This is a genomic window from Priestia sp. D3YE.R1, assembly GCF_049199565.1.
GTDB lineage: Bacteria > Bacillota > Bacilli > Bacillales > Bacillaceae_H > Priestia > Priestia aryabhattai.
In genome coordinates, this window is sequence record NZ_JBLTHW010000001.1 from 842,574 (window position 1) to 855,228 (window position 12,655).

The 12,655-nt window shown below is 39.6% G+C and carries 12 protein-coding genes and 1 riboswitch; all 12 genes read left to right on the forward strand.

Going from position 1 to position 12,655, the window contains the following annotated elements; genetic code table 11:
* Positions 1 to 112: 112 nt before the first annotated feature.
* A complete protein-coding gene (locus ACOZIR_RS04300) occupies positions 113 to 274 on the forward strand; it encodes a hypothetical protein (RefSeq protein WP_169746648.1) in 162 nt (53 codons plus the stop codon).
* A complete protein-coding gene (locus ACOZIR_RS04305; RefSeq protein ID WP_237758372.1) occupies positions 264 to 689 on the forward strand; it encodes a hypothetical protein in 426 nt (141 codons plus the stop codon). The genes ACOZIR_RS04300 and ACOZIR_RS04305 overlap by 11 nt, the downstream gene beginning before the upstream one ends.
* A gap of 92 nt (positions 690 to 781) precedes the next feature.
* The gene (locus ACOZIR_RS04310; RefSeq protein ID WP_075419415.1) at positions 782 to 967 is read left to right on the forward strand and encodes a YjcZ family sporulation protein; all 186 of its coding nucleotides are present in this window, start codon (positions 782 to 784) and stop codon (positions 965 to 967) included.
* Between the two features lie 153 nt (positions 968 to 1,120).
* The gene (locus tag ACOZIR_RS04315; RefSeq protein ID WP_029715028.1) at positions 1,121 to 2,521 is read left to right on the forward strand and encodes an ATP-binding protein; all 1,401 of its coding nucleotides are present in this window, start codon (positions 1,121 to 1,123) and stop codon (positions 2,519 to 2,521) included.
* 217 nt (positions 2,522 to 2,738) lie between these two features.
* Positions 2,739 to 4,208 carry an NAD(P)/FAD-dependent oxidoreductase gene (locus ACOZIR_RS04320; protein ID WP_340141769.1) on the forward strand — a complete coding sequence of 490 codons (1,470 nt, stop codon included), beginning with the start codon at positions 2,739 to 2,741 and terminating at the stop codon, positions 4,206 to 4,208.
* Positions 4,209 to 4,642: 434 nt separating this feature from the next.
* Positions 4,643 to 4,797: riboswitch (cyclic di-AMP (ydaO/yuaA leader) on the forward strand.
* Between the two features lie 180 nt (positions 4,798 to 4,977).
* Positions 4,978 to 6,213, forward strand: a complete 1,236-nt coding sequence (locus tag ACOZIR_RS04325) for a dicarboxylate/amino acid:cation symporter (protein ID WP_340141770.1) — start codon at positions 4,978 to 4,980, stop codon at positions 6,211 to 6,213.
* Between the two features lie 108 nt (positions 6,214 to 6,321).
* Positions 6,322 to 7,671: an aspartate aminotransferase family protein gene (locus ACOZIR_RS04330; protein WP_340141771.1), complete on the forward strand. Its 1,350-nt coding sequence runs from the start codon at positions 6,322 to 6,324 to the stop codon at positions 7,669 to 7,671.
* The gene (locus tag ACOZIR_RS04335; protein WP_071271255.1) at positions 7,672 to 8,373 is read left to right on the forward strand and encodes a CoA transferase subunit A; all 702 of its coding nucleotides are present in this window, start codon (positions 7,672 to 7,674) and stop codon (positions 8,371 to 8,373) included.
* Positions 8,358 to 9,020 carry a 3-oxoacid CoA-transferase subunit B gene (locus ACOZIR_RS04340; protein WP_071271257.1) on the forward strand — a complete coding sequence of 221 codons (663 nt, stop codon included), beginning with the start codon at positions 8,358 to 8,360 and terminating at the stop codon, positions 9,018 to 9,020. The genes ACOZIR_RS04335 and ACOZIR_RS04340 overlap by 16 nt, the downstream gene beginning before the upstream one ends.
* Positions 9,021 to 9,033: 13 nt before the next feature.
* Entirely contained in the window at positions 9,034 to 10,299 is a 1,266-nt protein-coding gene (locus tag ACOZIR_RS04345; RefSeq protein WP_421535515.1) for a peptidase, read from the forward strand.
* 26 nt (positions 10,300 to 10,325) lie between these two features.
* Positions 10,326 to 11,174 (forward strand): putative beta-lysine N-acetyltransferase, encoded by an 849-nt coding sequence (gene ablB / locus ACOZIR_RS04350; RefSeq protein WP_340141773.1) that lies wholly within the window; start codon positions 10,326 to 10,328, stop codon positions 11,172 to 11,174.
* Positions 11,175 to 11,241: 67 nt separating this feature from the next.
* Positions 11,242 to 12,654, forward strand: a complete 1,413-nt coding sequence (gene ablA / locus ACOZIR_RS04355; protein ID WP_045289949.1) for a lysine 2,3-aminomutase — start codon at positions 11,242 to 11,244, stop codon at positions 12,652 to 12,654.
* Position 12,655 lies beyond the last annotated feature (1 nt).

The following is a 12,655-nucleotide window of genomic DNA, read 5'->3' on the forward strand; positions in this document are numbered from 1 at the left end:
CCTCCCAGAAGAAACAATGAGCCAAATGCCCTCTATGTGCATATACTGAATCAAATTATTGACTGAAGGCTCATTGTACGACCGAAATTAGTATAGAAAAAGGAGTGAGAGCATGCGCGATTTTTATGCTCGGATGCTACGGTTAATGATGTTAAGTTTTTTACTGCTGCTACTTTTAATTCAGTTTACAGAGCGCTCTACTTCATTTATTCACATTACCCCCGCGCTAAATAAAGTAGCCGAGCGAATTGAGCTGATTACTTATGATCAATAAATGTATGTTTTCTGCGTTTCGATATGTACTTGTTCTTTATGCTATCTGCTTTACATTTTTGTTTGTTAGTACAGTTCCAAGCTTATTTGGTTTCACCGTGACCGTTCAAGAAACGGATTATCACCACCTGCATCGCGGAGATATAGTTGTCTTTAGAGACGCATCACCTTCTTCAAAGAATGAACTTGTACTGGCCCATAATCAAGAGCTTGATGTACTGGTTACAGCTCAAAGAGATTCTTTGCCTGCTTCTTTTAAAGTGATTGGAAGCTACGCATACCATCTCCCGTATATAGGGGTCATTATTGAGTTTATGAAAGATTTTACTACGTTACTGGTGATGGGAAGTATTCTATTTTTGCTGTTTTCGTATACGCTGCAGCCCAAAAGGCGAATATGGCGTAAGAGAAAGTAAAAAATGGGCGAATGCACATACAGGACAATCAACTAACGCATATAAAGTACAGTGTACGAAATGAATAAAAAAACAAGAGGAGAGAGATTGCTATGTATAACTACGATTGTTACGATCCATGCCATCACGGAGGCTATCACCACCTATATGATACTTGCCACTATCCAATTAGCTATCCAATTGGCGGTTATCATCATTGCGGAACGGGCCAGTCATTTGCATTAATTGTTGTACTATTTATTTTATTAATCATCATTGGCTGCACCTGTTTTTGCTGATTAGGTGTCATTTGCTCGCATGTGCGAGCTTTTTATAACAGATGGAAAAGGACAAACTTACATATAAATTGTTTAAATAGTAAAAAAATTTTGCCAAATCAACATTTACCATATTATACTATAGCTAGTAACTCAATAAGCGAAGGTGAATATATGGAAAAGGAAAAAGTATTTCAACAGCTATTTTCAATGTCATTTACACCAATGCTCGTAATGAATATGGATGGAGATATTCAAATTTTAAATGAAGCGTGCTGCCACCTTTTTAAAACGACGGAGGAACGACTTCTTTCCTGTAATGTATTTGAAGAGCCAAATCGCTTTTTTATCGAAAAGCATGAAGTAGAACCGCTAAGAAAGCAAGAGGAAGAAGTTGTTTTACTTAAGAAAAAAGTAGATCAGCAGTTTCCGATGCACATCCATATTCAGCGCACGGAAGAGGATATTCCGCTCTTAGTTGTTCAGTGGAAAGAGTTTTCCTCAAGTATTGAAAAGCAAGAGGAAGTCATTCGGAAAATGAAGCAATATAAGCAGTTTGTTCAGCAAAGCCAAGATGCATTTATTGTAACAAGAGAAGGCAGAATTCAATATTTGAATCCCGCTGGTGTTAAACTTCTTGGCGGTGAGAAAAAAGAAGAGTATATCGGGCGTCCTTGGCTTCACTTTATTCACCCCGAACATTTAGAAATCGTAAAAGAACGAATGGTTCAGCTGATGAATGGAATGTCCGTAAGGCCGCGTGTTGATGTGAAACTATTGACTAAAAAAGGGGTCGTCATTATTGAATCTTCGGCAACCAAAATTAAGTTTGAAGGACAGGATGCCATTCAGTATATTATTCGTGACGTAACGGATCGAAAAAAATATGATGAAATGGCAAGCAAATCTGAAAAGCTTACAATGGTGAGCAAGCTAGCGGCAGGAGTAGCACATGAAATTCGTAATCCAATGACGGCGATTAAAGGGTTTATTCAGCTGTTAAAAGCATCGAAACAGTATAATGAAGAATACAATGATATTATGCTTGAAGAATTGAATCGCGTCGAATCCATTATTCAAGAATTTTTAACGCTGGCCAAGCCTAAAATTGAAAATTCATACCATCCTAAAAGTCTCAATCAAATCATACGTCACGTGACGCTACTATTAGATACACACGCCAATTATAAAAATTGTCGTATTATTAATGAGATTAGTGATGAGATTACAATCTTTTGTGAAGAAAATGCGCTTAAACAAGTTTTTATTAATTTAATTCAAAATGCGCTTGAGTCAATGAGCAAAGGTACAGTTAAAGTCACCGTTCAGAAAAGAAATGAATACGGCATGGTCATTATCGAGGATGAAGGCTGTGGAATTGATGAGCAATCTTTAGCTCGGCTAGGTGAACCCTTTTATTCCACTAAACAAACCGGAACAGGGCTAGGATTAATGATTAGCTACCGAATAATCGAACAGCATCAAGGGCATATTTCATTTGCGAGCAAAGTAGGCGTAGGGACAAAAGTAGAAATTGCTCTTCCGTACATTAAAGAACCAGTGAACATTTCGTAGCGCTTGCTATTCGTTCACTGGTTTTTATTTGATCGGAATAAAAACGAATATTTTTTTATTTTTTTATTTTAATGTTCGTGTATATTGTTGACTAAAGGGTTTGTTTTTGATATATTATCAAATGGCTAGAAAATAACCGAATGATAATAAAAAAAGAAAATTCGGTCAATAACTTTTATCTTTTACCCAAAGAAAAAAGATGATGGGAGAATGTACAATGAACTCAAATTATGATGTTATTGTGGTAGGGGCAGGACCCGCTGGAATTTTTACTTGCTATGAGTTAACGTTAAAATTACCGGAAGCAACTATTCTATTAATCGATAAAGGACACGATATCTATCGACGTAATTGTCCGATTCTTCAGAAAAAAATTGAAAAATGTCCGCCTGCAGTTGGCAGAAAAGAGTTTGCTGGCTGTTTGCCTGCTTGTTCTATCACAAATGGTTTCGGTGGAGCCGGCGCATATTCAGACGGGAAATTTAATATCACCAGTGAATTTGGAGGCTGGATGACGGATTATCTGTCTGAATCCCAGGTGGTAGATTTAATTAAATATGTGGATGAAATTAATTTAAAACACGGAGCAACCGATACGATTACGGATCCGTTAACTGATAAAGTTCGTGAAATTGAAAAACGCGGATACGCAGCAGGATTAAAGCTATTGCGTGCTCAGGTGCGTCATTTAGGAACGGAGCAAAATTTAGAAATTTTAAAAAGCATTTATGAATACTTAAAAGAAAAAATTGATATGCAGTATAAAACGGAAGTAGCAGATTTAATAACAGAAAAAGAAGATGGTCAGCATATCGTGCGCGGTATCGAATTGAAGAATGGTGACAGAATTACGGCTGATAAAGTTGTGGTTTCACCAGGTCGAGACGGCTCGAAGTGGATGAGCGACTTACTAAAAAAACGCCGTTTAAAAATGATTAACAATCAAGTAGACATCGGTGTTCGAGTAGAAACATCTAACGTTGTTATGGAGGAAATTAACAAAAACCTGTACGAAGGAAAATTCATTTACAATACGTCTGTAGGTACAAGAGTGAGAACGTTCTGCAGCAATCCTTCAGGACATGTGGTAGTAGAGAATCATTCAGGGATTATGTTAGCAAATGGACACGCATACAAAGATCCGAAGCTTGGAAGTCAAAACACGAACTTTGCGCTGCTTGTTTCACATAAATTTTCGGATCCATTTGATCAGCCGAACGAATATGCGCACGAAGTATCAAGATTAGCTAATATGCTGTCAAACGGGGGCTTAGTTGTTCAAAAGTATGGAGATATTTTAAAGGGGCGTCGTTCAACAGCGAATCGAATTAAAGAAGGCTTTTTAGAACCAACGTTAAAAGAAGCTGTCCCTGGTGATTTGGGCTTAGTGCTTCCATACAATACAATGAAAAGCTTAATTGAAATGACAGAAGCACTGGATCATGTAACGCCTGGATTAGCATCTGAACATACGCTGTTTTACGGTGTGGAAGCGAAATTTTACTCCGCCCGTCCGAAGTTAAACGATAAGTTTGAAACTGAAATTTCCGGTTTATACGTGGGAGGAGACGGAGCTGGTATTACGCGAGGACTCGCGCAGGCAAGTGCGTGCGGTGTGTGGGTAGCGCGTGACATTGTTGAAAAATTAAAGAATCGCAAAGCAAGTTCTGAACCTGTTACTGTATAAAAAAGAGGCCGTCACGGCCTCTTTTTTTATATGTGTTAAATAACGAGAGGGGAAATTTAGTAAGTTTATATCAAGCAGTATAATAAGAATAAAATCAACAGTTGGAAAGAGATGTTTTTTGATGAGTAAAATATTTATGAAAGCAGTAAAGCACGCGGACGTTAGAATAATTATGCAAATTTATGAATATATGTTGATAAGAAGAAAGTTCACTTTACAAACTATTTTTTGAATTAATTTTTTATCCATTAGATTGTAAGTCTTGTTAAATAAGTGTTTTTAGTTTATTAAAACACGATGTAAATAGTTAAAAATATAACATTTCTCAACTTTTTATGATAAAATTCTGCATTATTTTTGAATAAAAACTTGACAGGAATACATAAAATGAATTTTAATTAAAGTAACAATTATTATCATGCAAAAATATTAAAGAAAATTATTTGCTTAATCTCTTTTGTTTTATAAGAGAACGGGGGACCCATATTTGTGCGTAATGTACTTGGGGTGAATCTTGAATGAATCAAGTAGGGTAACTCACGTACCCGAATCCGACAGCTAACTCCGTAAGCATTCAGTGAGGGAATAACAGGTCTATGAAACCATGATATTCTCATGGTTTTTTGTATAGCCGAAAATATTCCTAAACTATTAATCTGAAAATTTTTAATATATTGTATATTTAGAGTGTTATCGTTCTCAATGCATGGTAAAATAAGTATAGTAGTTAGAATCATTCTAATATAATTTATTTATGGGAGGTAAATCTATGAAGCTATCGACAAAGATCATTATCGCGCTAATTGCTGGTGCTGTTGTAGGAGTGTTGATTAATGCTTTTGCTCCAAGTGCTTTTGTTCCTCTGGACAAGTACTTGTTTACGCCGCTTGGGCAAATTTTCTTAAGCTTAATTAAAATGCTTGTTGTACCAATTGTGTTTTTCTCTATCACGTTAGGCGTAGCAGGTTTAGGAGATCCTAAAAAACTGGGAAGAATCGGGGCAAAAACAATTTCGTACTTCCTAGTGACAACAACCGTTGCTATTGTAATTGGTTTATTATTAGCGTTTGTTATTAAACCAGGAACGTTTGGATCTTTTGATACAAAAAACGCTTCTTTTGAAGCTGAAAAAGCACCGCCGGTTGGAGAGACATTCTTAAATATGATTCCAGTCAATCCAATCCAAGCGATGGCTGAAGGAAATATGCTTCAACTTATCGTTTTCTCTATCTTTATCGGTTTTGGTATTACGATGCTTGGAAGTAAAACCAAAGGGCTTTACAATTTACTCGAGCAAGGCAATGAATTGATGATGTACCTTGTAAATCTAGTGATGAAGTTTGCTCCTTACGGAACATTTGGGCTTCTTGCAACAGCGGTTGGAAGTCAAGGCTGGCAGGCAATTAAAGCGATGGGGCTTTACATGATTGTAGTCGTGCTCGCACTATTCATCCATTCGATTGTAACATATGGGGGGTCAGTCGCTCTTATGGCCAGACGTAACCCTATTGAATTTTTTAAAGGTTTTGCTCCTGCGATGACAGTTGGATTCAGTACATCAAGCAGTAATGCAACGCTTCCGATTTCAATGAATGTGGCTCAAAAAAATCTTCGTGTCCCGGAGTCCATCAGCAGTTTTGTTCAGCCGTTAGGTGCTACCATTAACATGGATGGAACGGCAATTATGCAAGGTGTCGCGACTATTTTTATTGCGCAAGTATACGGCGTTGACCTGTCGCTGGGTGCTCTTGTGACGGTTGTATTAACAGCGGTGCTTGCTAGTATTGGTACAGCAGGTGTGCCGGGAGTTGGTCTCATTATGCTAGCGATGGTATTGAGTTCGGTTGGCCTGCCTGTAGCAGGTATCGGATTGATTATCGGGATTGATCGCTTGCTTGATATGCTTCGTACATCTGTAAATATTACGGGAGACGCTGCGTGTGCCGTTATTGTGGCTGAGTCAGAAGCAAAGCGTATCGATAAATCTGTAACGCAATCGGCTTAATGAATGTAAAAGCTCTAGCTATATGCTAGGGCTTTTTTTATTGGCAAGAAACTCTTCTTTTCAGCATACAGTTTAATAAGAGTGTGTGTTTGAAAGGAGAGTGCGGAAATGAATAAGACCCATGTGATAAAGCCGCTGCTCGACGATGACTACCCAGTTATTTCATATGGAAAAGGAATTTATTTGTACGACCAAGATGGAAAAAGGTACATAGATGCTTCTTCGGGGGCAGTTACAGCAAGTATCGGACACGGCGTAAAAGAAATTATTGATGCGATGACCGATCAGGCACAGAAAGTTGCATTTGTATATCGGTCGCAGTTTACAAGTGATCCGACAGAAGCCCTAGCTAAAAAACTATGTGAATTAAGCAGCAATCATTTCCAGTGGAGCTTTTTTGTTAACAGCGGGACAGAAGCGACTGAAACGGCTATGAAAACGGCTATTCAGCATTTTCAAGAGCAAGGAAAGCCAACCAAAACAAAGGTTTTGTCACGCTGGATGAGCTATCACGGTATTACAATAGGAGCTCTGTCTATGTCAGGGCACGTTGGAAGGCGAAAACGCTTCTCGTCTTTGCTTGAAGATTATCCTTCGGTTTCACCTCCTTATTGCTATCGATGTCCGTTTCATCAAACCTATCCATCCTGTAATCTTGCTTGTGCTCACGAATTGGAAACAGTTATCAAACGAACAGGTCCAGAACATATTGCTGCTTTTATTACAGAGCCCATTGTAGGAGCAGCCGGAGCAGCCCTTACGCCTCCTCCCGGTTATTATGAAGCAATAAGAGAAATTTGTGACAAATATGATGTATTATGGATAGCCGATGAAGTCATGACTGGCGTTGGGCGTACAGGCGTGATGTTTGCGTATGAGCACTGGGGAGCTAAACCAGACATTATGACTCTTGGAAAAGGAGTGGGAGCAGGATATACGCCAATAGCCGTTACGTTGGCTAGCAGCAAGACAATTGAACCTATCATGAACGGATCTAAATTAATTATGAGCGGCCATACGCTAAGCGCTAACCCGCTGTCATCGGCTGTAGGGCTAGCTGTCTTAACCTATATTGAAAAGAATAATCTTGTTCAAGAAGTAGCGCTAAAAGGAGACTATCTAGTAACAAAATTAAAGGAGCTTCAACTTCTTTACCCTATCATTGGTGATATACGAGGTAAAGGCTTACTAATTGGTCTTGAGCTTGTGCAAAATCCAAAAACGAAGGAGCCTTTTTCATCCTCCGAAAATATGACGGCGCGCGTAATAAGTAAGGCCCAGAAAAATGGTCTTCTCCTTTATCCTTCGCAAGCAGGAACAGACGGAGTCGAAGGAGACGGTATTATTATTTCGCCGCCATTTACAATTACTGATCGTCAAATTGATGAAGCGGTCGAGCTGCTTTCGAAAACATTATATGAAGTACAAAATGAAAAACAGGGAAATGAGGTGAAATAAGTGACAAAGGTTGAAAACTCATTTCAAAAGATTACAACTGTGGAACAAGCGATTGAATACGTGGATCATGCTGCTACCCTGATGATAGGAGGGTTTGGAGGAGTAGGCAGTCCGCCTTCTCTCATTGACGGTCTTATTGAAAGCGGAAAATCAAATTTTACACTAATATGTAATGATTCAGGCTTTCCTCATATTGGTGCGGGAAAATTAGTAAGCCAAGGAAGAATTCAAAAGCTGGTCGCTTCTCACATTGGATCGAACCCAGTGGCTGGAACGCTGATGACAGAAGAAAAGCTGAAAGTTGAGTTTTCTCCTCAAGGAACGCTTGCTGAGCGGATTCGAGCGGGAGGAGTTGGGCTTGGAGGAGTACTGATTGATGTAGGAATAGAAAATGACATTATTCAATTTGGAAAAGAAAAAGTAGAAATAGACGGCAAGACATTTTTAGTTGAAAAACCGCTCACAGCCGATGTGGCTTTTGTATATGCAAAAAAAGCCGATCCATTCGGCAATTTGCTTTATGATAAAAGCGCTCGAAACACTAATCCCTTAATGGCTATGGCAGGTCGTATAACTATTGCTGAAGTGGATGAAATTGTTCCTCTTGGCGACATTGACCCAGAGAACGTGATGACGTCAGGTGTATTTGTGGATTATATTGTGCCTTCAAAAGGAGTGAATTGGAAATGGGTTTGGGAATAGATATTCGTCATCGTATTGCAAGACGTGCTGCGGCTGAAATCAAAAACGGCATGATTGTTAACTTAGGGATTGGCATTCCTTCGCTTATTCCTAATTATGTACCAAGCGCTGTTCATGTGATGTTTCATGCTGAAAACGGAATTTTAGGGTTAGGATCTTCGCCTCCTTTAGGTGAAGAAGATGAGAATGTCTGCAATGCAGCAGGCTATCCAACAACTACTGTTCAAGGGGCTTCATACTGTGATAGTGCTACAGCCTTCGCGATGATTCGAAAAGGATACGTCGATATGACCATTCTTGGTGCGTTAGAAGTGAGTGAAAAAGGGGATTTAGCTAATTGGATTGTGCCAGGTAAGCGGGTTCCTGGGATGGGGGGAGCGATGGAATTAGCTCAAAAAGCGAAAAAAGTCATTGTGCTAATGAATCATACGAGCAAGACAGGAGAACCAAAATTGGTTAAGACGTGCTCTTTACCTCTTACTGCTTCAGGCTGCGTGGGAATAGTTATTACGGATCGGGCGGTTTTTAAAGTAGAAAAAGATGCGCTTCTTCTAACCGAGTTAATGTCTCCTTATACCGTAGAGGATATTTTGAGTTCAACAGAAGCGACCGTTCGCCTGAGTGATCACTTGATTACGATACCATAAGGAGGACCATTACATGAACATACAGCAATCTATTCATAACTGGATGACAGAGCATCGTCAAAGTGCAGTGCGTTTACTTAAGCGTTTCGTAGAAGAAGCAAGCATACAGGGTTCTGAAAAGCATGCGCAGGCAATTGTCATTGAACGCCTTCGACAGCTGCAGTTAGATATTGATATATGGGAACCGGACGAAAAAACACTTCGTACCCATGAAGCTTTTGCCTCCAACCGTTCTAGTTTCCGAGATAGCCCGAATGTGGTAGGCGTGTTAAAAGGAAAAGGTGGAGGGAAATCCATCATTTTAAATGGACATATTGATGTCGTGCCTCCCGGCGATCTTTCACAGTGGAAGGAAGATCCTTATACGGCCGTTGTAAAAGATGGAAACCTATATGGGCGCGGTGCAACGGATATGAAAGGAGGGAATGTCTCGTTACTTTTAGCGATTCAAGCATTAAAAGAGCTAGATATTTCATTAAAAGGAGATGTTATTTTTCAAAGCGTAGTAGAAGAGGAAAGCGGAGGGGCAGGAACACTTTCCTGCGTGCTTAGAGGGTATAAAGCAGATGGTGCCATTATTCCAGAACCAACCAACATGAAGATCTTCCCTAAACAGCAAGGCTCGATGTGGTTTCGCGTGACCGTACATGGAGTAGCAGCACATGGAGGGACTCGGTATGAAGGGGTGAGCGCCATTGAAAAAGCAGCTGTTGTGCTTAAACATATTGAGGGTCTTGAAAAAGAGAGAAACAGCCGAATTACAGATCCGCTCTATAATAAAATTCCTATTCCCGTGCCAATTAATATCGGAAATATACAAGGAGGAACGTGGCCTTCTTCAGTTGCTGATCAAGTAGTATTAGAAGGCAGGATAGGAGTTGCTCCGCATGAAAAAATGAAAAATGTTAGAGCGGAAATGAAATCGTGGCTTGAACTTTTGCCTCAGTGTGATGAGTGGTTTGCTGAGCATCCTGTCGACTTGGAATGGTTTGGGGCCCACTGGCTTCCCGGTGAAATTGAATTAGAGCATCCGCTTATGACCTCTCTTTCATCCTCTTTTTATCAAGTGAAACAGAAACAGCCGATCATTGAAGCATCTCCTTGGGGAACGGACGGCGGGATATTGTCACAAGTTGGAGACATTCCAACAGTTGTGTTTGGACCAGGAGTAACAGAAGTAGCCCACTTTCCGAATGAGTATATTTGTATTCAAACGATGCTTGACGCAGCAGAAATTATTGCTCTCACCGTAGCAGACTGGTGCAGTATTGCGGAATAAGCTAAAAAGGGAGAGGATACAAACAAATGGCGAAACAAGAAAATATTTGTCAACCAACCTTTGCTATGACTCTTTTTTTAGATGAATGTAACAAGCGTCTGAGAATAGATGATTACCGGGGGAATGTGAACGATATTTACAGCTATATATATAAAGAAATGGATAAGGCAACATACGAAAAGTGGATTATAAAAGCACGTGCTGAACATCTGTTGGACTGGATGAGCTTGGGATTTTCTTTAGAAGCAACTGTTCCCTACTATTTTAACGGAAGCGACGCGTATCTTTTATGCTACTATACGTCTCAATCCCGCCGAGACAGCGGGGAGACGTTAAAAGAAACAGAGCTGCTTCAAGATGTTTTGAATTTGCCGACATCTGATTATTCTCCTTTATCAAATCAACTGATTATGCGCCGAGCCATTTCATCTGACGCTAAACAACTTTCTCAGCTCTACCGTCAAATCTTCACAGTGTATCCTACTCCCCTCTACGAAGAAGAGTATCTCTCTAGTTTGCTTCAAGAAGATAGTTTGTTTTATATCATCGTTGACAAGAACGATATCGTTAGCGCTGCTTCTGCTGAAATTGACTATGTCTATCACAATGCTGAACTAACGGATTGTGCGACTCTCCCTGCTTACCGAAAGTATGGATTTATGAAGCATTTATTAAGCGCACTAGAAGCGGAGCTAAAACAGCAGCATATTTTTTGTGCATACACAATAGCGAGAGCGCTTTCATTTGGGATGAATGCCGCTTTTCATCAGCTTGGGTATATCTATACGGGACGGTTAACGAATAATTGTTACATTTATAAATCGTTAGAAGATATGAACGTATGGGTGAAGGATCTGTCAAAAAGTAAAGGGTGAGAAATAATTAACCAATTTATGGGCTGTAACATATAACAATAGTAAATCTTCATAAAGGAGCGATTGTATGTTATATGATTTATATAAGCCGTCCCGACATTGGAAAGATATTGAGTTATGGAAAGATGTTCCTGAAGAAAAATGGAATGATTGGATTTGGCAATTAACAAACACTATTCGAACGCTAGAGGATTTAAAAAAAGTCATTAACTTAACTCCTGAAGAAGAAGAAGGAGTACGCATTTCAACCAAAACAATTCCGCTCAATATTACGCCTTACTATGCATCTTTAATGAATCCAGATGATCCTCGCTGCCCCGTCCGTATGCAGTCTGTTCCGGTTGGCAAAGAACTTCATAAAACAAAATACGATCTAGAAGATCCCCTAGATGAAGACGAAGATTCTCCAGTGCCAGGATTGACTCATCGCTATCCTGATCGCGTTTTGTTCTTGGTGACCAATCAATGCTCTATGTACTGCAGATACTGTACTCGAAGAAGGTTTTCAGGACAAATTGGAATGGGCGTTCCAAAAAAGCAGTTAGATGCTGCGATTGCTTATATCGCCAAAACACCTGAAGTACGAGATGTACTCATTTCAGGCGGTGATGGCTTGCTGATTAATGACAACATTTTAGAATATATTTTGAAGAATTTAAGAGCTATTCCCCATGTGGAAATTATTCGAATTGGCACAAGAGCACCCGTTGTGTTTCCGCAGCGAATAACAGAAAATTTATGTGCCATTTTAAGAAAATATCATCCAGTGTGGTTAAATACTCACTTTAATACATCTATTGAAATTACGGAAGAGACAAAAAAAGCATGTGAAATGCTTGTCGATGCAGGCGTTCCAGTTGGCAACCAAGCGGTTATTTTAGCTGGGATTAATGACAGCGTAGCTATCATGAAAAAGCTTATGCACGATTTAGTGAAAATACGCGTTCGACCTTACTATATTTATCAATGTGATTTATCAGAAGGGATTGGGCATTTCCGCGCACCTGTTTCCAAAGGGCTTGAAATTATGGAAGGGCTGCGAGGTCATACGTCTGGATATGCCGTTCCAACGTTTGTTATTGATGCTCCAGGCGGTGGAGGAAAGATTGCGGTTCAGCCAAACTATATTATTAGTCAAAGCGCAAGTAAAGTTGTTCTGCGAAATTTTGAAGGCGTGATTACGACGTATCCAGAGCCAGAAAGCTATGTGCCTGGGCGTGCAGATGATTATTTTCGAGCTGTTTATCCAGCATCGGATGCTAAAGATTCTTCCATCGGCATATCGGGCCTTATGAATGATGCTCAATTCAATCTTGTACCGGAAGGGTTAGGAAGGGTAAAAAGACGTAAAACGTATGAAAGTGACAGTGCTCACGAAAGTCTAAAAGATAAACGTGAAAAAAGAGATGAATTAAAGGATAAAAAGTTTAAAGCTCAATTAAAAAAAGACGGTAAAAGCGACGATGCTCCATCATCTTAAG